This window comes from Streptomyces javensis, assembly GCF_039525925.1.
Lineage (GTDB): Bacteria > Actinomycetota > Actinomycetes > Streptomycetales > Streptomycetaceae > Streptomyces > Streptomyces asiaticus.
In genome coordinates this window covers 1-19681 of the sequence record NZ_BAAAIF010000111.1, presented here as the reverse complement: position 1 = coordinate 19681, position 19681 = coordinate 1, and the positions used below count along the sequence as shown (strand labels likewise).

Below are 19681 nucleotides of genomic sequence, written 5' to 3'. Positions count from 1 at the left end.
CGGGCTGAATTTCAGCCCGTCCGGCGATTGAGGACACGCCCGGAGGGCGTCCGGGGTCCAGGGACGGAGCCCCTGGTTCGGGAAGGGGCGGGTAGGGGAACAACCTCCCGCCGGGGTTACGCCTTGCGGAGGCGGAAGGTGAGGCCGAGCGGGGCGTCGGTGAACTCGTCGCCGTAGCCTTCCTCCCCGTCGCCGGGGGCGAAGTCGGTCGCGAGGACCTCGTCCGCGATCAGCGCGGCGTGGTCGGCGAGGGCCTGACGGAGCTCCTCGTCGGACGACTGCCACCGCAGCGCGATCCGGTCGGCCACATCCAGCCCGCTGTTCTTACGGGCCTCCTGGATCAGCCGGATCGCGTCACGGGCCAGCCCCGCGCGCCGCAGCTCCGGAGTGATCTCCAGGTCGAGGGCGACCGTGGCGCCCGCGTCGGAGGCGACGGACCAGCCCTCGCGCGGGGTCTCGGTGATGATGACCTCGTCGGGGGAGAGGGCGACCGTCTCGCCGTCCACCACGACCGACGCGTTCCCCTCGCGCAGCGCGACCGACAGCGCGGCCGCGTCGGCCTCCGCGATCGCCTTGGCGACCGGCTGGGTGCCCTTGCCGAAGCGCTTGCCCAGGGCGCGGAAGTTGGCCTTCGCGGTCGTGTCCACCAGCGAGCCGCCGACCTCGCTCAGCGCCGCCAGCGAGGAGACGTTCAGCTCCTCCTCGATCTGGGCCCGCAGTTCGGCGCCGAGGGCTTCGAAGCCGGAGGCGGCGACCAGCGCGCGGGACAGCGGCTGGCGCGTCTTCACACCGGACTCCGCGCGGGTCGCGCGCCCCAGCTCCACCAGGCGCCGCACGAGCGCCATCCGCTCCGAGAGGGCCGGGTCGATCATCGACCGGTCCGGCTCCGGCCAGGTGGTCAGGTGCACGGAGGCGGGGGCCTCCGGGGTCACCGGGACGACCAGGTCCTGCCAGACCCGCTCGGTGATGAAGGGCACCAGGGGCGCCATCAGCCGGGTGACCGTCTCGATGACGTCGTGGAGGGTGCGCATCGCGGCCGCGTCGCCCTGCCAGAAGCGGCGGCGCGAGCGGCGCACGTACCAGTTGGACAGATCGTCCACGAAGGCCGAGAGCAGCTTTCCGGCGCGCTGGGTGTCGTACGCCTCCAGGGACTCGGTGACCTGTTCGGTGAGCGTGCCCAGCTCGCCCAGCAGCCAGCGGTCCAGCAGCGGCCGCTCGGCCGGGGCCGGGTCGGCCGCGGACGGCGCCCAGCCCGAGGTGCGGGCGTACAGCGCCTGGAAGGCCACCGTGTTCCAGTAGGTGAGCAGCGTCTTGCGCACCACCTCCTGGATGGTGCCGTGGCCCACCCGGCGGGCCGCCCACGGCGAGCCGCCCGCGGCCATGAACCAGCGCACCGCGTCCGCGCCGTGCTGATCCATCAGCGGGATCGGCTGAAGGATGTTGCCCAGGTGCTTGGACATCTTGCGACCGTCCTCGGCCAGGATGTGACCGAGGCAGACCACGTTTTCATACGAGGACTTATCGAAGACGAGCGTGCCGACCGCCATCAGCGTGTAGAACCAGCCGCGGGTCTGGTCGATGGCCTCGGAGATGAACTGCGCCGGGTAGCGCCGCTCGAAGAGCTCCTTGTTGTGGTACGGGTAGCCGTACTGCGCGAACGGCATCGAGCCCGAGTCGTACCAGGCGTCGATGACCTCGGGCACCCGCTCGGCCGTCAGCGAGCAGCCGTCGGCGGTGCAGGTGAAGGTGACCGCGTCGATGTACGGCCGGTGCGGGTCCAGACCGCTCTGGTCGGTGCCGGTCAGCTCGGAGAGCTCGGCGAGGGAGCCGACGCAGGCGAGATGGGACTCGGCGCAGCGCCAGATGGGCAGCGGGGTGCCCCAGTAGCGGTTCCGCGACAGCGCCCAGTCGATGTTGTTATTGAGCCAGTCGCCATAGCGACCGGTCTTGACCGACTCGGGATACCAGTTGGTCTTCTCGTTCTCCCGCAGCAGCGCGTCCTTGATCGCGGTGGTGCGGATGTACCAGGACGGCTGGGCGTAGTAGAGCAGCGCGGTGTGGCAGCGCCAGCAGTGCGGGTAGCTGTGCTCGTACGGCACGTGCCGGAACAGCAGCCCGCGGTCCTTGAGGTCCGCCGTCAGCGCCTCGTCGGCCTTCTTGAAGAACTGGCCGCCGACCAGGTCCAGGCCCTCCTCGAAGGTGCCGTCCGGGCGGACCGGGTTGACCACCGGCAGCCCGTAGGCCCGGCAGGTCAGCAGGTCGTCCTCACCGAAGGCGGGGGACTGGTGGACCAGACCGGTGCCGTCCTCGGTCGTCACATAGTCGGCGTTGACGATGAAGTGGGCGTCGGGGATCTCCACCAGCTCGAAGGGGCGCCGATAGCCCCAGCGCTCCATCTCGGCCCCGGTGAAGGACTCACCGGTGACCGTCCAGCCCTCGCCGAGCGCCTTCTCGACCAGCGGCTCGGCGACGACCAGCTTCTCCTCGCCGTTGGTGGCGACCACATAGCGCACCCGCGGGTGCGCGGCCACGGCGGTGTTGGAGACCAGGGTCCACGGCGTGGTCGTCCACACCAGCAGCGCCGCCTCGCCCGCCAGCGGGCCCGAGGTCAGCGGGAAGCGCACGAAGACCGAGGGGTCGACGACCGTCTCGTAGCCCTGGGCCAGCTCGTGGTCGGACAGCCCGGTGCCGCAGCGCGGGCACCAGGGGGCCACGCGGTGGTCCTGGACCAGCAGCCCCTTGTTGAAGATCTCCTTGAGGGACCACCACACCGACTCGATGTACCCGGGGTTCATGGTCCAGTACGCGCCGTCGAGGTCGGTCCAGAACCCCATCCGGGTGGTGAGCTCGGCGAAGGCGTCGGTGTGCCGGGTCACGGACTCCCGGCACTTGGCGTTGAACTCGGCGATGCCGTACGCCTCGATGTCCTTCTTACCGTTGAAGCCCAGCTCCTTCTCGACCGCCAGCTCCACCGGCAGGCCGTGGCAGTCCCAGCCCGCCTTACGGTCGACGTGGTAGCCCCGCATGGTGCGGAAGCGCGGGAAGACGTCCTTGAAGACGCGGGCCTCGATGTGGTGGGCGCCCGGCATGCCGTTCGCGGTCGGGGGACCCTCGTAGAAGACCCACTCGGGCCGCCCCTCGGACTGCTCGAGGCTACGGGCGAAGATCTTGTTCTCGCGCCAGAAGTCGAGCACGGCGTGCTCGAGGGCGGGCAGGTCGACCTGGGCGGGCACCTGGCGGTACTGCGGCGTCATCGGGGCTCTTCTTCCTCCGGCGGACACGTGCTCTTCCGTTTCCGTCGGAGGGACGAGAGCCGTGCGCTCCCGCGGTACCACCCTCCTTGACCGGCAGCGGCCTGCTCCCGGCCCCCTCATTGGGATCGCGATGCCGGTTCTACTGACCCAGAGCGGGCGTTCTTCCGGCGGCTCCGGGGTGATCCTTCACATCGCGCTCGCCCCCGGGCTCACACCGTCCCCGGGTCGCTCTGGGCCGCCTACGACGCTACTCGTCCCCATCCACGCCTCTCGCTGCGCCCCAGTGTACGGGGCCGCGGGGACCGGGGCCGACCGAATATGGCACTGCCCGGTCATCGCTGGGGCACTGCGCCGAGTGGGGGACGGCCGGGTCCGGGGACCGACCCGAATGGCCGGACGCCGGGGGCCGGGATCAGGCCCGTCACACTGGGTCACCCCCCGGGACCGGACCCCGGACGGATTACCGGGCGTGGAGTGGGGCACAACGGTGGAGACCGGGTTGTCGTACGGGCAAGCCGGGCGAATCGGGCGGCGTGCCCCGTTGCCGCCCGCCCGGAGTCGATTTATCGTTCCGGAACGATTCGCGCGCAAGATCACAATATGTGAAGGGGCCGCGGCCATGGTGGCGAGAAAGACCACCGTGCAGAAGAGCACGGCGAAGGCGACGAAGGCCGCGCCCGGCAAGAAGAGCGCCTCGGGCAAGAAGGCCGTCAACAAGACCGCGGCACCCGGCAGGGCCGCCGCGCAAGGCGCCGCCAAGGCGGCGAAGAAGAGCGCACCGGAGAAGACGTCGGAGACGCCCGCCAAGAAGGCCGCGCCCGCCGACAAGGCGGTGCCCGCGAAGAAGACGGGAGCCAGGAAAGTGGTTGCGAAGAAGACCTCGGGTGGTGCTCCGACGGACAAGAAGGCCACGACGACCGCGCCACCGCTGCCCAAGGCCCGTGCGGCGGGCGCCCCCGTCGACCCCGGTGAACTCGCGGTCCGCCCGGGCGAGGACCCCTGGTCGGCCGAGGAGGTGGACGAGGCGCGCTCCGGACTGCTGACCGAGGCCGGCCGGCTGCGCACCGAGATCCTCGCCTCCGAGGAGGCGATCACCGGGCTGATGCGCGACTCCGGTGACGGCGCGGGCGACGACCAGGCCGACACCGGCACCAAGAACATCACCCGCGAGCATGAGATGGCCCTGGCCGGAAACGCCCGCGAGATGCTGCTCCAGACCGAGCGGGCCCTGGACCGGCTGGACACCGGGACGTACGGGCTGTGCGAGAGCTGTGGCAACGCGATCGGCAAGGCGCGGATGCAGGCGTTCCCCCGGGCCACGCTGTGCGTCGAGTGCAAGCAGCGCCAGGAGCGCCGCTGACGCCCGTACGCGTGTGCCGTACCCTCGTCCCTCACAGGGGGAGACAGGCTCACGAGGTTGAGGGACTCACGTGACAGAGGCGGAGCAGGCCATCGGTACGCCGGACGCGGGGAAGGCGGAGGGGGGCGCCGGGACCAGCGCCGCCGGATCCGGTGAGGCCGCGGCGGACAGGGGGAAGCGGCGCGTCGGGGTGCTCCTCGTGGTCGCGGCGCTGGCCTATCTGATCGATCTGACCAGCAAGCTGGCCGTGGTCGCCAAGCTGGAGCACCATGCTCCGGTCGAGGTGATCGGCACCTGGCTCCAGTTCGAGGTGATCCGCAACCGGGGCGCGGCGTTCGGCTTCGGCGAGGCCATGACCATCGTCTTCACGGTGATCGCGGTCGGTGTCATCGTGGTGATCGCCCGGCTGGCCCGCAAGCTCCACAGCCTGCCCTGGGCCATCGCGCTCGGGCTGCTGCTCGGCGGTGCCTTCGGCAATCTCACCGACCGGATCTTCCGGGCTCCCGGGGATTTCCAGGGGGCGGTCGTCGACTTCATCGCGCCCTCCCACTTCGCGGTCTTCAACCTCGCCGATTCGGCCATCGTGTGCGGCGGCTTCCTGATCGTGATCCTGTCCTTCCGCGGTCTGGACCCGGACGGCACGGTCCACAAGGACTGACGGGCGCCGACACCGGTCCGGTCCCGGGGAGGGCGTATCCGACGGGCGTACGAACCGGTGCTCCCGGTCCGGCATACTCGTCGGGTGAGTACCATTCCCGAGATCCGCGCCCTGCCCGTACCGGACGGTCTGGAGGGCGAGCGCGTCGATGCCGCGATCGCCCGCATGTTCGGTTTCTCCCGGACCAAGGCGGCCGAGCTGGCCGCCGCCGGAAAGGTGCAGCTCGACGGCAGTGTCGCCGGGAAGTCCGACCGGGTCTCCGGGGGTGCCTGGCTCGAGGTCGAGATGCCGCAGGCCGCGCCTCCGGTGCGGGTCGTCGCCGAGCCCGTCGAGGGCATGGACATCGTGCACGACGACGAGGACATCGTGGTCGTCTCCAAGCCGGTCGGCGTCGCCGCCCACCCCAGTCCCGGCTGGAGCGGCCCCACCGTGATCGGCGGGCTCGCCGCCGCCGGTTTCCGCGTCTCCACCTCGGGCGCCGCCGAGCGCCAGGGGATCGTGCACCGGCTGGACGTCGGCACCTCCGGGCTGATGGTCGTCGCCAAGTCCGAGCTCGCGTACTCCGTGCTCAAGCAGCAGTTCCGCGAGCGCACCGTGGACAAGCGCTACCACGCGCTGGTCCAGGGCCACCCGGACCCGCTGAGCGGCACCATCGACGCCCCGATCGGCCGCCATCCCCAGCACGACTACAAGTGGGCGGTGACCGCGGACGGCAAGCCGAGCGTCACCCACTACGACCTCATCGAGGCGTTCCGGGCCGCGAGCCTGCTGGACATCAAGCTGGAGACCGGCCGCACCCACCAGATCCGGGTGCACATGGCGGCCCACCGCCACCCGTGCGTCGGCGACCTCACCTACGGCGCCGACCCGACGCTCGCCAAGCGGCTGAAGCTGACCCGGCAGTGGCTGCACGCCGTGCGGCTCGGCTTCGAGCACCCCGCGCACGGCGGATGGGTCGAGTTCGGATGCGTCTACCCGGACGATCTGCGCGGGGCGCTGGACATCGTGAAGGCGGAGAGCGCGTGATCGAGGTCGTGACCGACGGGGACCTGTCCGGCTGCTTCGCGGTCCGCCGGGAGGTCTTCGTGGTGGAGCAGCGGATCCCCGAGCAAGAGGAGATGGACGCGTACGACGCGCACGCCGTCCACCTCCTGGCCACCGATGACGGGGGCCGCCCGGTGGGCACCGTCCGCTTCCTGTACGGCGCGGCCGCGGACAAGAAGTACGGCCACGCCGGTGTCGACGGCGCCACCACCGCCGCCCTCGGCCGGCTCGCGGTGGCCCGGGCGGCGCGGGGCACCGGGCTGGGGGCCGACCTGGTCCGGGCCGTCGAGGCGGAGGCCCGCCGGCGCGGTCTGGCCGAGGTCTATCTGGAGTCCCAGACCCATGCGCTCGGCTTCTACGAGCGGCTGGGCTACGAGGCGTTCGGCCCCGAGTTCGACGAGGGCAGCGGCATCCCGCACCGCGCGATGCGACGGTCGCTGTAGCGACCTCCTGCCACCGGTTTCACCCCCACCGGCTTCACCCCACCGGTTTCACCCCCACCGGCTTCACCGCGAGCGCGAGGAGTCCTTGCGCAGCCCGTCCTCGAAGCGGGCGAAGTGGTCATGGCGCTCCGGGCGCCGCTCGCTCTCCAGCAGCGCCTGCCGGGCCTGGACGGCCGGGGCGGTGGCGATGCGCGGCAGGGCGTACGGATGGGCGTCCCGCAGCCACGTGATCATCTTCTCGCGCACCTCACAGCGCACCGTCCACGCGTCGTCGGGGTCCCGCGCCGTGATGAGTGCCCGCACCATGATGGTGCTCGGGGTGGTGTCCGTCACCACCAGGCTCCAGTCCCGGCCATCCCAGGCCGGGGACTTCCTCACGATCTCGCGCAGGTGCTCCCGCATCTCCTCGATGGGCGCGGTGTGGTCCAGGTGGAAGTAGACCGTGGCCACCTTCTGGGTGCCGCCGCGCGACCAGTTCTCGAACGGCTTGTTGGTGAAGTACGACACCGGCATGGTGATCCGGCGCTCGTCCCAGGTCCGTACGGACAGGAAGGTCAGCGTGATCTCCTCGACCGTGCCCCACTCGCCGTCCACGACCACCGTGTCGCCGATCCGCACCATGTCGCCGAAGGCGATCTGGAGCCCCGCGAAGAGGTTCCCCAGCGTGGACTGGGCGGCCACACCGGCGACCACCCCGAGGATCCCGGCGGAGGCCAGCATGGAGGTGCCGACCGTGCGCATCGTCGGGAAGGTCAGCAGCATGGCGGAGGCCGCCACCACGCCGACGATCGCGGCCACCACCCGCTGGATCAGCGTCACCTGGGTGCGCACCCGGCGCACCCGCGCGGGGTCGTGCGCGCTGGAGGAGGCGTAGCGGAAGTAGGAGGACTCCACCACGGCCGAGGAGACCCGCACCATGAGCCATGCCGTGGCCGCGATGAGCACCAGCGCGAGCAACTGGCCGATCGCCGACCCGTGCTCCTGGACGACCCTCGCCTCGGTCTTGTCGTACGAACCGCTCAGCAACGCCGTGCACACGGTCACCTGAAGAGGGAGCCGGCAGCGGCGCAGATGGCCCCACAGCGGGGTCTCGGGATGCCGGGCGTCGACCCTCCGCAGCAGCCAGTCGACGGCCCAGCCGATGAACAGCGTGATGGCCAGCGAGCCGCCGATGACGACGAGCGGACGCAGCACGTCCTCCATGGACACCTACCTCATCCTTTCCCCAGCGGAGACTCCAGGGTGTCCTGTCCCGCCTTCCCCGGATCCGGTGTCCTCAGACTGTGACTGGCACGATAGGAGGGGCTGATCCACGGAAAGTGAAACGGGAAGGAAAGTGACGGCGGTGGCCGATACCTCGACGATTGTGCTGTTCCACTCCGCGTACGGGCTGCGGCCCGCCGTGCACGAGGCGGCCGACCGGCTGCGCGCGGCCGGGCATGAGGTGGTCGTGCCGGACCTGTACGAGGGGGAGACCGCCGAGACCGTCGAGGACGGCATGGTGATCAAGGAGCGCATCGGCCGCGACGAGCTGCTGAGACGGGCCGTCACCGCCGCCGCGCCGTACTCGGACCGCGGCCTGGTCTACGCCGGGTTCTCGCTCGGCGGCTCCCTGGCGCAGAACCTGGCGCTGGCCGACGACAAGGCGCGCGGACTGCTCCTGCTGCACGGCACCTCGGACATCGCCGACGACGCCGCGGCCGACGACCTGCCGGTGCAACTGCATGTGGCCGACCCCGACCCGTTCGAGCCACACGACTGGCTGAACGCCTGGTATCTGCGGATGCGGCGGGCCGGTGCCGATGTGGAGGTCTTCCGCTACGGCGGGGCCGGGCACGTCTTCACCGACCCCGAGCTGCCGGACTACGACAAGGAGGCCGCCGAGGCCACCTGGCGGGTGGCGCTCGGCTTCCTGGCGAGCCTCTGAGCCTCAACGCACGGGTGAGCCTTTACCGCACCGGCGCGTCGGCGCGCTCGATCTTCTGGCTGCCCGCCTGGGTGCGGTACGACCGCGTCCAGGCGCTCGTGGCGTGCGGATCGGTCCGGTCGGAGACGGTGTAGTAGTCCATCTGGGCCCGCCGCGGGGTGACGTCGAGCACGCCGTAGCCGTGCGAGTCCATGTCCACCCACTTCACATGGCGGTTGGCGGCCCTGATCGCGGCGGCCGCGGCCAGGGACACCGTCTGCGGCGCCACATGCAGCAGATCGTCGAGGTTGTCGGAGGTCACCGAGGTGACCACGAACTCGGTCGCGGCCGACCGGGAGAGCGGGTAGGTGGCGGCCTTCACCGGTACGTCGTTGGCCCACGCCATATGGATGTCACCGGTGAGGAAGACCGTGTTGCCGATCCCGTGCTCGGTGAGGTGGGCGAGCAGCTCGCGCCGGTCGTCCGTATAGCCGTCCCACTGGTCGGTGTTGATGGCCAGCCCGCCCTTGGGCAGCCCCAGCAGCTCGGCCAGCGGCCCCAGCAGCTCGGCGGGGAGGGCTCCGAAGGCGACCGGTGAGATCATCACCGAGTTGCCCACCAGCCGCCAGGTGGTGTCCGAGGCGGTCAGGCCCGACTTCAGCCAGTCGAGCTGGGCGCGCCCGGTCAGGGTGCGCTCGGGGTCGTCCACGTCCCCGCTGCCGGTGGCCGCCTGCTGGGAGCGGAACGAGCGCAGGTCGAGCAGGTGGAGATCGGCGAGGTTGCCGTAGCGCAGCCGCCGGTAGGTGGTGCCCTGGGTGGAGGGGCGCACCGGCATCCACTCGAAGTACGCCTGCTTGGCGGCGGCCACCCGCTGGGCCCACGCCCCCTCGGTGCCGGGCGTGTGGTTCTCCGCCCCGCCGGACCAGGCGTCGTTGGCGAACTCGTGGTCGTCCCAGATCGCGATCAGGGGGAGCGCGGCGTGCAGCGCCTGGGCGTCGGGGTCGGTCTTGTAGTTCCCGTGCCGGACGCGGTAGTCGGCGAGCGTGACGATCTCGTGGGTGGGGGCGTGCGGGCGCACGACGTCCTTTGCCGCCGGGTACTCGCCGCTCTTGTACTCGTAGATGTAGTCGCCCAGATGGAGCACTGCGTCCAGGTCGGTGCGGGCGGCCAGATGGCGGTACGGGGAGAACCAGCCCGCCTCCCAGTTGGCACAGGAGACCACGCCGAAGCGCACCCCGTCGGTCGCGGCGTCGTGCGCGGGGGCGGTGCGGGTGCGGCCCACGGGGGAGCGGACGCCGCCGTCCGCGCCGAAGCGGTAGAAGTAGCCGGTGGCGGGCCGCAGCCCGCGCACATCGGCCTTGACGGTGTGGTCGGTGTCCGCGGCGGCCTTCACGGTGCCGTGGGCGACGACCGAGCGGAAGTCACGGTCCTCGGCGACCTCCCAGGTCACCTCGACGGCGGGGCCCAGCCCCGAGCCGGGCACGGCGTCGGGGGCGGGCGTGATGCGGGTCCACAGCAGGATCCCGTCGGGCAGCGGGTCGCCCGAGGCGACGCCGTGCAGGAAGGCGGGTCCGGAGGCGGCGGTGGCGGTGGGGCCCGGGACGAGGGGCAGCAGGGCGGCGGCGGCCGCCGCGGCCGTGACGGCGCTTCGGCGCGATATGTGGAGGTCGGTCACGGCCGAGGAGATTACTGACAAGTAGCCCGCGGGGACAGGGGGCTTGGGGGATGTTCGCCCACCCGTCGCCGCCAGGTCACCGGCGGGCTCGTCGCGCGGTCACCGCCCGGCCCGCCGGGGCGGAACGCCGTCGGCGGGCGCGCCCTCGAGGGCACGCCCGCCGACCCGGCCTGAGACGGGCCGGACGCTACTTCTTGAGGTTCTGCTTGACCAGCGGGGTGAACTGGTCCGGGGTCATCGGCGGATTGTCGCCCACCTGAAGCTTCTTCCCGTTCATCTTGAAGGACGGGGTGCCGGTGATGTCCTTGGTGTCGTTGAACGTCTTGGACATGGCCAGCGCCCACCGGTCGTAGGTGCCGTTCTTCACGGCCTTCTCGAAGGCCGTGTTGCCCTTCAGCTCCTTGACCTGCTGGGCGACGTCGATCAGCTTCTGGTCGTTCGCGAAGGCGTCATCGGTCTCCTCCGGGTGGTTCTTCGGCGCGTACAGCGCCTCCTTGTAGTCCAGGAACGCCTGGGGGCTGACGTCGAGGGCCGCGCCGAGCGCGCTCAGCGCGTTCTTCGAGCCGGCGCCGGGCTGCTGCTTGTTGTCGTCGAGGAAGGTGCCCATGGTGAACTGCGCCTTGTAGGTGCCGTCCTTGAGGTCCTTGAGCACGGTCGGGCCGGTGTACTTCTCGAACTGGGCACAGACCGGGCAGCGCATGTCCTCGTAGACGTGCAGGGTGTTCTTGGCCTTCTTGTCGCCGATGACGACCGTCGTGCCCTGGGGGCCGGTGGCGTTGGCGGGCTTGGCGAACGTCTTCTTCTCGGCCGCCGCCCGCCACTTCTGGTTGGCGTCGTCCGAGTTCATGTTGGTGACGGCGTAGCCGATGCCGCCGGCTATCGCGAGGACCGCGACGACCGCGCCGCCGACGAACAGCTGGCGCCGCATCCGGTCCTTCTTGGCCTGGCGCTCGCGCTCGGCACGCAGCCGTTCGCGCGCGGCCTGCTTGTTCTGCTGGCTGTTGCGGTTGCTCATGATGGTTCGATCTCCGTGGGTGTGCGTCGTCAGTGATGCGTACGGGGGTGTGGAGCGCTGTGCTCAGGCAGCGGCCGAGCGGGGCGGTCCACGACGCACCACGGAGTGCACGAGGAGAGGGAGGGCCGGCGCCGGGCGCACCGGCCGCACGGGCCGCGGGGCCCGGCGGTGGGGCAGCAGGGCCGCCGCGTGGCACGCGACGGCCAGCAGCAGCGGCCGGAAGGCGAAGGCGGCCACGGAGGCCAGCAGACGGCTCAGGGCGGCCTCGCCGCGCCGCAGCCAGGCCGAGGCGATCAGACCCACCGCGATATGCGCGGCGAGCAGCAGCCAGGGGGTGGCGGAGCTCACGGCGGCCGCCAGCGGGGTGGCGACGCCGTTCTGGGAGACCCCGGGCAGCGGACCGCCGAGGTCGCCGCCGCCGCACAGCACGGTGACGCCCATGGAGCGCAGGGAGCCCGCCACCGGGCCGCCGGACTGTCCGTAACACGCCTGCTGGCCGGTGGTGAAGATCGTGTCGGCGGCCAGCTCCAGCGGGATCATCAGCGCCGCTATGGACCAGAAGCCCCGCTCCCGGCCCGCGAGGGCGTACGCGACGGCGAAGACGGCCACCGCGAGCGCGGCGACGGTGCCCAGCGGCAGCGGGGCCCGCGTCAGCAGGACATGCGAAGCCGAGGACAGGGTGACACACAGCGCCGTGAAGAGCGCCGCGCGCACTGCCCTCAGCTGCGGTCCGGTGCCGTCCATGACTTCGAATTCTGCCATGAACGGCTGTAGGGACCATGTGAAGAACCGGACCGGCGGCCGACCCTCCGCCCTTGACCTGCGTATTTCACCCCTTGAGCCGCTTGTCCACCGCGTCCGTGAACTCCGCCGCGGTCGCGGGGGTGGCGCCGCCGCTGCCGGTGAGCTGGGAGCCGTCGAGCTTGACGGTGGGGGTGCCGCTCACCCCGGAGGCGTCGAAGTCGGCGATCATCTTCTTCGCCCAGGGGTCGTAGGTGCCCTCCCGCAGAGCCTCCCGGAAGGAGGCGTTCGTCTTGAGCGCGTACACCTCCTGGGAGACGGTCAGCAGCCGGTCGTCGTCGGCGTAGGAGTCCTTGCTCTCCTCGGGGTGGTTCTTCGACGACATCAGCGCGGCCTTGTAGTCGAGGAAGGCGTCGGTGCCCACGTCCAGGGCCGCCCCGAGGGCGCTCAGGGCGTTCGCGGAGCCGCTGCCGCCCATGTTCTTGTCGAGGATGGCGGCGAAGTGGAACGAAGCCTTGTACTTGCCGGCCTTGATGTCCTTGGCGATGGTCGGCCCGACCGCCTGGTCGAAGGAGGCGCACGGCGGGCAGCGCAGGTCCTCGTAGACGTCGAGGGTGTGCTTGGCGCCGGCCTCGCCGATCACCACGGTGGTGCCGCCGGGCCCGGAGCTGTGGGCGGGCGTGACGAGGTTTCCCGGGCCCTGTGAGCCACCGGAGGATCCGTCCGAGCCGCCGGAGCCCGGCGCTCCCGGCGGGCCCTGGACGACATCGTCCGACGAGCCGCCCTGGGAACCCTTGTCGTCATCCGTGAACACGAGGACGCCCGCGAACACAGCGGCGGCGGCCGTCACCGCGATGACGGCCGTAAGGCCGCCCTTGCGCTGCCGGTCCGCCGGGCCGGGAGCGCCGCCCCAGGGCCCGCCACCCGGCCCGGGCGGCGGGCCCTGGGGCGGCGGCGGAGCGGGCGGGAAGCCCGGAGGCTGAGCCGGGGGCGGCGGCTGACCCGGCTGCTGGTACGGATTCTGCTGCGGGTCTCGCTCGCCCCCCGGCGGCTGCTGTCCAGGCCACATGAACGTCAACGATAGGGGGGCGAGTCCACCCCGGTCATGGCCGGGGTGGAGATCAACGGCCCTGGGGGCGTGCGCTCCCGGGGATGCGATCAGAGGCCGGGGATACGGCCGTTGCGGAAGAGGTCCACGAAGATCTGGTGATCGGCCCGGGCGCGGGCACCGTAGGAGTGCGCGAAGTCCACCAGGAGCTCGGCGAAGCCGTCCTCGTCGGCGGCGATCACCGCGTCGATGGCGCGCTCGGTGGAGAACGGCACCAGCGAGTGGCCGCTCTGGTCGTCCGCGGCCGCGTGCATGGTGGCCGTGGCCCGGCCCAGGTCGGCCACGACCGCCGCGATCTCGGCCGGGTCGTCGATGTCGGACCAGTCCAGGTCCACCGCGTACGGCGACACCTCGGCCACCAGCTGCCCCGCCCCGTCCAGCTCGGTCCAGCCCAGCCACGGGTCGGCGTGGGCCTGGAGCGCGCGCTGGGAGATCACCGTGCGGTGGCCCTCGTGGTGGAAGTAGGACCGCACCCGCTCATCGGTGATGTGCCGGGAGACCGCCGGGGTCTGCCCCTGCTTCATGTAGATCACCACATCGTTCTCCAGGGCGTCGCTGTTGCCCTCCAGAAGGATGTTGTACGAGGGGAGCCCGGCGCTGCCGATGCCGATGCCCCGGCGGCCCACCACGTCCTTGACGCGGTAGGAGTCCGGGCGCGAGAGACTGGACTCGGGGAGTGTCTCCAGATAGCCGTCGAAGGCGGCCAGGACCTTGTAGCGGGTGGCCGCGTCCAGCTCGATGGACCCGCCGCCGGCCGCGAAGCGGCGCTCGAAGTCGCGGATCTCGGTCATGGAGTCCAGCAGCCCGAAGCGGGTCAGCGAGCGGGCGTCCCGCAGCGCGTCCAGCAGCGGGCCCTCCGCGGTCTCCAGGGTGAAGGGCGGCACCTCGTCGTTCTTGGCGCCGGTGGCCAGGGCGTGGACGCGCTCGCGGTAGGCCCCGGCGTACGTCCGCACCAGCTCGGTGATCTTCTCGTCGCTGAGCGCCTTCGTGTAGCCGATGAGCGCCACGGAGGCGGCGAAGCGCTTGAGGTCCCAGGTGAAGGGGCCGACGTACGCCTCGTCGAAGTCGTTCACATTGAAGATCAGCCGGCCGTTGGCGTCCATGTAGGTGCCGAAGTTCTCGGCGTGGAGGTCGCCGTGGATCCACACCCGGCTGGTGCGGTCGTCCAGGTACGGCCCGCCGGAGCGCTCCCGCTCCACATCGGAATAGAACAGGCAGGCGGTGCCGCGGTAGAACGCGAACGCCGAGGCGGCCATCTTCCGGAACTTGACGCGGAAGGCGGCCGGGTCGGCGGCGAGCAGCTCGCCGAAGGCGGTGTCGAATACGGCGAGGATGTGCTCGCCGCGCTGTTCCGCCTGGGTCTGCTGGGTCGACATCGCGGAACGCCTCCTGGGGCATGAGGGAAGTGATCGGTGGGGCAGATACGACAGGGTATGTTCCGTCTCGCCGGCTGCGCGGGAAGACCGGATGACCCGTCGGGATCAACGCCCGAGGCTACTCGCGAGTGCCCGGCTCCTGTCAGTGCGGAGGGGTAACCTTCGGAGCTGTCTCGCCGTCCCGTCATCGATTGTTCGCCGGAGGTCTTCCACCGTGACCAAGCCGCCCTTCACGCACCTGCATGTCCACACCCAGTACTCGCTGCTGGACGGTGCGGCGCGGCTCAAGGACATGTTCAACGCGTGCAATGAGATGGGCATGACCCACATCGCCATGACCGACCATGGCAACCTCCACGGCGCGTACGACTTCTACCAGCAGGCGATGGGCGCGGGGATCACCCCGATCATCGGCATCGAGGCGTATGTGGCCCCCGAGTCGCGGCGCTACAAGCGGCGGGTGCAGTGGGGCCAGCCGCACCAGAAGCGCGATGACGTCTCCGGCTCCGGTGGTTACACCCACAAGACCATCTGGGCGTCGAACAAGACCGGTCTGCACAACCTCTTCCGGCTCTCCTCGGACGCCTATATGGAGGGTTACTTCGTCAAGTGGCCGCGGATGGACAAGGAGACCATCGCCCAGTGGTCCGAGGGCCTGATCGCCTCCACCGGCTGCCCCTCGGGCGAGCTCCAGACCCGGCTGCGGCTCGGCCAGTTCGACGAGGCACTCAAGGCCGCCTCCGAGTACCAGGACATCTTCGGCAAGGACCGGTACTTCCTGGAGCTGATGGACCACGGCATCGAGATCGAGCGCCGGGTCCGGGACGGGCTGCTGGAGATCGGCAAGAAGCTGGACATCCCGCCGCTGGTCACCAATGACTCGCACTACACCTACTCCCGCGAGTCAGCGGCGCACGACGCGCTGCTGTGCGTCCAGACCGGCAAGAACCTCTCCGACCCGGACCGCTTCCGCTTCGACGGCACCGGCTACTACCTCAAGTCCACCGACGAGATGTACGCCATCGACTCCTCGGACGCCTGGCAGGAGGGGTGCCGCAACACCCTCCTGGTGGCCGAGCAGATCGACAACACCGGCTGGTTCGAGAAGCGCGACCTGATGCCGCGGTTCGACGTGCCGGAGGGGTACACCGAGGTCACCTGGTTCCAGGAGGAGGTCAAGAAGGGGATGGCCCGCCGCTTCCCCGGCGGCGTCCCCGAGGACCGGCAGAAGCTCGCCGAGTACGAGATGGACGTCATCATCCAGATGGGGTTCCCGGGCTACTTCCTCGTGGTCGCGGACTTCATCATGTGGGCCAAGAACAACGGCATCGCGGTCGGCCCCGGCCGTGGTTCCGCGGCCGGTTCGATCGTCTCGTACGCGATGGGCATCACCGACCTCGACCCGGTCGAGCACGGGCTGATCTTCGAGCGGTTCCTCAACCCCGAGCGTGTGTCCATGCCCGATGTCGACATCGACTTCGACGAGCGCAGGCGCGGTGAGGTCATCCGGTATGTGACCGAGAAATACGGTGCCGACAAGGTCGCCCAGATCGGCACCTACGGCACCATCAAGGCCAAGAACGCCATCAAGGACTCCGCCCGCGTGCTCGGCTATCCGTACGCGATGGGCGACCGCATCACCAAGGCCATGCCCGCCGACGTCCTCGGCAAGGGCATCCCGCTCTCCGGCATCACCGACGAGAAGCACCCCCGCTACAGCGAGGCGGGCGAGGTGCGCGGGATGTACGAGAACGAGCCGGATGTGAAGAAGGTCATCGACACCGCGCGCGGAATCGAGGGCCTGGTCCGGCAGATGGGCGTGCACGCGGCCGGTGTGATCATGTCCAGCGAGACGGTCACCGACCATGTGCCGGTCTTCTCGCCGAAGAACGACGGCCAGGTCGTGACCCAGTGGGACTACCCCACCTGTGAGTCGCTCGGCCTGCTGAAGATGGACTTCCTCGGCCTGCGCAACCTCACCATCATGGACGACGCCGTCAAGATGGTGCGCGCCAACAAGGGCGTCGACCTCAAGCTGCTCGATCTGTCCCTGGACGACCCCAAGACCTTCGAACTGCTCTGCCGCGGTGACACCCTGGGCGTCTTCCAGTTCGACGGCGGCCCGATGCGCTCCCTGCTGCGCATGATGAAGCCCGACCACTTCGAGGACATCTCCGCCGTCTCGGCCCTCTACCGGCCGGGCCCGATGGGCATGAACTCGCACATCAACTACGCGCTGCGGAAGAACGGCCAGCAGGAGATCACCCCGATCCACCCCGAGCTGGAGGAGCCGCTCAAGGAGGTCCTGGGCATCACCTACGGCCTCATCGTGTACCAGGAGCAGGTGCAGAAGGCCGCCCAGGTGCTCGCGGGGTACTCGCTCGGACAGGCCGACCTGCTGCGCCGCGCGATGGGCAAGAAGAAGCAGGAGGTCCTCGACAAGGAGTTCGTGCCCTTCCAGAAGGGCTGCCGCGAGCGCGGCTACTCCGACGAGGCCATCCAGGCGGTGTGGGACGTCCTGGTCCCGTTCGCCGGATACGCGTTCAACAAGGCGCACTCCTCCGCGTACGGCCTGGTCACCTACTGGACCGCGTACCTCAAGGCCAACTACCCCGCCGAGTACATGGCGGCGCTGCTCACCTCGGTCCGCGACGACAAGGACAAGTCGGCGGTCTATCTGAACGAATGCCGCCGCATGGGTATCAAGGTGCTGCCGCCCAACGTCAATGAGTCCGAGGCCAACTTCACCGCCCAGGGTGATGATGTGATCCTCTTCGGTCTCACCGCGGTCCGGAACGTCGGTCAGAACGTGGTGGATGCGATCATCCGCGGCCGCAAGGCCAAGGGGAAGTACACCTCGTTCCCGGACTACCTGGACAAGGTCGAGGCGGTCGTCTGCAACAAGCGCACCACCGAATCGCTGATCAAGGCGGGCGCCTTCGACGAGATGGGCCACACCCGTAAGGGGCTCACGGCGCACTACGAAGCCCTGATCGACAATGTGGTCGCCGTCAAGCGCAAGGAGGCCGAGGGGCAGTTCGACCTCTTCGGCGGCATGGGCGGCGACAGCGGGGACGGCGACGGGCCCGGCTTCGGGCTCGACGTCGAGTTCGCGGACGTCGAATGGGACAAGACCTACCTGCTGGCCCAGGAGCGGGAGATGCTGGGCCTGTATGTCTCCGACCATCCGCTGTTCGGCATCGAGCATGTGCTGAACGAGAAGGCGGATGCCGCGATCTCCGCGCTCACCGGCGGTGAGCACGCGGACGGCGCGATCGTCACCATCGGCGGCATCATCTCCGGCCTCCAGCGCAAGATGACCAAACAGGGCAACGCCTGGGCCATCGCCACCGTGGAGGACCTGGCCGGCTCCATCGAGTGCATGTTCTTCCCGGCCACCTATCAGCTGGTCTCCACCCAGCTGATCGAGGACGTGGTCGTCTTCGTCAAGGGGCGGCTGGACAAGCGCGAGGACGTGCCCCGGCTGGTCGCCATGGAGCTGATGGTCCCCGATCTGTCCGAGGCGGGTGCCAACGCGCCCGTGACGATCACCATTCCCACGGTCAAGGTCACCCCGCCGCTGGTCGAGAAGCTGGGCGAGGTGCTCACCCACCACCGCGGCTCCACGGAGGTGCGGATCAAGCTCCAGGGGGCGCGGAAGACCACCGTGCTGCGGCTCGACCGGCACCGTGTCACCGCCGACCCGGCGCTCTTCGGCGATCTCAAGGTGCTGTTGGGAGCGTCCTGCCTGGCCGGGTGACGGCCCGGCCCTGAGGAGGCAGTGACCGCCCGGCCCCGACCCGAGCGGTGGCCCGGCGAGAACGAACGCACCAGGGGCGCGCCCGTGTCGGGCGCGCCCCTGGGGCCATGTCACACGGCCTGCCACCGCGGTGGCCCAGCGCCGGTGCGCGGTGCGTCAGTTGTGGCCGAAGCTCTTCTGCCGGTCCTTGCGCGGCGTCGAGGGGCTGCCCTCCGACCGCATCGCCTGCGACTGCGCGTCCATCGAGGACTGCTGGTCGGCGGGGCGGTCGGCCATGCCCCGCTCCTGACGCCGCTCCTGCTGCTGCTTGCGATCGCGGTTCTTGTTCTTGCCCATGGTGGTGTTCCTCCAGTTGGGATCAGCCCCCCGGTGAAGGGTCCTCCGGGAGACGCCCTTCGGAAGAAGCCCTTCGGGAAGAACAGTGACATGCCGCGGTGACCCGTGCATTTCGGGCAATTACGGTGAGTGAGAAGGAGGGTCTTGGCGGGTAGGCCGTATCCGCCACGCCGGTGATCCAGTTCGGACTGATAACCCCCGCACGGTCGGGCAGACTCGAAGGAAAGCCGAAAGACCACATCCGGGGACGGCTGTGCGCGGGGGGCGACCGAGGACTGGATTCGTCAGGGAAGAGGGTGGAACGTGGACCGCTGCGTCGTCCTGGTGGACGCCGGGTACCTGCTGGGCGCCGCCGCGAGCCTGCTGGCCGGGGAGCCCGCCCGATCGCGCATCTCCGTCGACCACGCGACCCTCATCCAGGGCCTGCGGGAGCGGGCCGAGGCCGAGACGGAACGTCCGCTGCTGCGGATCTACTGGTTCGACGGCGCCCCCGACCGCGTGCCCCAGCCCGAGCACCGGAGGCTGCGGGTGATGCCCCGGGTGACCGTGCGACTCGGCGCGCTCACCCGCAGCGACGGCCGCTGGGCCCAGAAGGGCGTGGACGCCGCCATGCACGCCGAGCTCACCGAACTCGCCCGCAACCGGGCCTGCTCCGACATCGTCCTCGTCACCGGCGACGGGGATCTGCTGCCCGGGCTGATGTCGGCCAAGGAGCACGGCGTCGCCGTCCACCTCTGGGCGGTGCAGGCCGCCGACGGCGACTACAACCAGTCCGAGGACCTCGTGGCCGAGGCCGATGAGCGGCGCGTCCTGGACCGCGCCTGGATCACCCGGGCGGTGCGCGCCAAGGAGCTTCCCGGGCCCTGTGCGCCGGTCTCCGAGCCGCGCCCGGAGATCGCGGCCATTCTCTCCGCCCCGCTGCCGGAGACCGCCACGGCCAGGGCCCCGGTCACGACGGCGGTGATCTGGAGGTTGGCGCCGAGCCACAGGGTGAACTGGCTGAAG

The 19681-nt window shown here is 70.3% G+C and carries 15 protein-coding genes; 7 read left to right on the top strand and 8 right to left on the bottom strand.

The features are described from left to right. Positions 1-116: 116 nt before the first annotated feature. Complete coding sequence (ileS, locus tag ABD329_RS45180; RefSeq protein ID WP_198279480.1) at positions 117-3254, bottom strand: isoleucine--tRNA ligase; 3138 nt, start codon at positions 3252-3254, stop codon at positions 117-119. Between the two features lie 619 nt (positions 3255-3873). On the opposite strand from ileS, the gene ABD329_RS45175 reads away from it, so the two are divergent. From ABD329_RS45175 to ABD329_RS45160, 4 genes are all read left to right on the top strand, one after another. Continuing rightward, on the top strand, positions 3874-4614 hold the full coding sequence (locus ABD329_RS45175) for a TraR/DksA family transcriptional regulator (protein WP_198279479.1): 741 nt from the start codon (positions 3874-3876) through the stop codon (positions 4612-4614). Between the two features lie 70 nt (positions 4615-4684). Continuing rightward, the gene (lspA, locus tag ABD329_RS45170) at positions 4685-5272 is read left to right on the top strand and encodes a signal peptidase II (RefSeq protein ID WP_198279478.1); all 588 of its coding nucleotides are present in this window, start codon (positions 4685-4687) and stop codon (positions 5270-5272) included. Positions 5273-5356: 84 nt separating this feature from the next. Continuing rightward, positions 5357-6298: an RluA family pseudouridine synthase gene (locus tag ABD329_RS45165; RefSeq protein ID WP_198279477.1), complete on the top strand. Its 942-nt coding sequence runs from the start codon at positions 5357-5359 to the stop codon at positions 6296-6298. Continuing rightward, positions 6295-6759, top strand: coding sequence for a GNAT family N-acetyltransferase (locus tag ABD329_RS45160; RefSeq protein WP_198279476.1), 465 nt, complete (start codon positions 6295-6297; stop codon positions 6757-6759). Before ABD329_RS45165 ends, ABD329_RS45160 begins: the two co-directional genes overlap by 4 nt. A 63-nt stretch (positions 6760-6822) precedes the next feature. Here ABD329_RS45160 and ABD329_RS45155 read toward each other — a convergent pair whose 3' ends face one another. Beyond that, positions 6823-7962, bottom strand: a complete 1140-nt coding sequence (locus ABD329_RS45155; protein ID WP_198279481.1) for a mechanosensitive ion channel family protein — start codon at positions 7960-7962, stop codon at positions 6823-6825. A gap of 133 nt (positions 7963-8095) precedes the next feature. Between ABD329_RS45155 and ABD329_RS45150 the strand changes: the two genes are divergently transcribed. Beyond that, positions 8096-8686: a dienelactone hydrolase family protein gene (locus ABD329_RS45150; RefSeq protein WP_198279475.1), complete on the top strand. Its 591-nt coding sequence runs from the start codon at positions 8096-8098 to the stop codon at positions 8684-8686. 22 nt (positions 8687-8708) lie between these two features. Here the strand turns inward: ABD329_RS45150 and ABD329_RS45145 are convergent, their stop codons facing one another. The 5 genes from ABD329_RS45145 to ABD329_RS45125 form a co-directional block, all read right to left on the bottom strand. Continuing rightward, positions 8709-10340, bottom strand: coding sequence for an alkaline phosphatase D family protein (locus ABD329_RS45145; protein WP_344318002.1), 1632 nt, complete (start codon positions 10338-10340; stop codon positions 8709-8711). A 187-nt stretch (positions 10341-10527) separates the two neighbouring features. Further along, positions 10528-11355: a thioredoxin domain-containing protein gene (locus ABD329_RS45140; RefSeq protein WP_198279362.1), complete on the bottom strand. Its 828-nt coding sequence runs from the start codon at positions 11353-11355 to the stop codon at positions 10528-10530. A gap of 63 nt (positions 11356-11418) precedes the next feature. Further along, positions 11419-12117 carry a hypothetical protein gene (locus ABD329_RS45135; protein ID WP_246618759.1) on the bottom strand — a complete coding sequence of 233 codons (699 nt, stop codon included), beginning with the start codon at positions 12115-12117 and terminating at the stop codon, positions 11419-11421. Between the two features lie 67 nt (positions 12118-12184). Beyond that, the gene (locus ABD329_RS45130; RefSeq protein WP_246618758.1) at positions 12185-13165 is read right to left on the bottom strand and encodes a thioredoxin domain-containing protein; all 981 of its coding nucleotides are present in this window, start codon (positions 13163-13165) and stop codon (positions 12185-12187) included. A gap of 89 nt (positions 13166-13254) precedes the next feature. Beyond that, entirely contained in the window at positions 13255-14580 is a 1326-nt protein-coding gene (locus ABD329_RS45125; protein WP_198279361.1) for a DUF2252 domain-containing protein, read from the bottom strand. A 214-nt stretch (positions 14581-14794) separates the two neighbouring features. Between ABD329_RS45125 and dnaE the strand changes: the two genes are divergently transcribed. Then, a complete protein-coding gene (gene dnaE, locus ABD329_RS45120) occupies positions 14795-18340 on the top strand; it encodes a DNA polymerase III subunit alpha (RefSeq protein WP_198279360.1) in 3546 nt (1181 codons plus the stop codon). Between the two features lie 156 nt (positions 18341-18496). On the opposite strand, the gene ABD329_RS45115 is transcribed toward dnaE, so the two are convergent. Continuing rightward, positions 18497-18676, bottom strand: coding sequence for a hypothetical protein (locus ABD329_RS45115; RefSeq protein ID WP_020872094.1), 180 nt, complete (start codon positions 18674-18676; stop codon positions 18497-18499). Positions 18677-18979: 303 nt separating this feature from the next. Between ABD329_RS45115 and ABD329_RS45110 the strand changes: the two genes are divergently transcribed. After that, positions 18980-19681 (top strand): NYN domain-containing protein (locus ABD329_RS45110; RefSeq protein WP_344317999.1); only part of this gene is annotated, 702 nt, incomplete at its 3' end.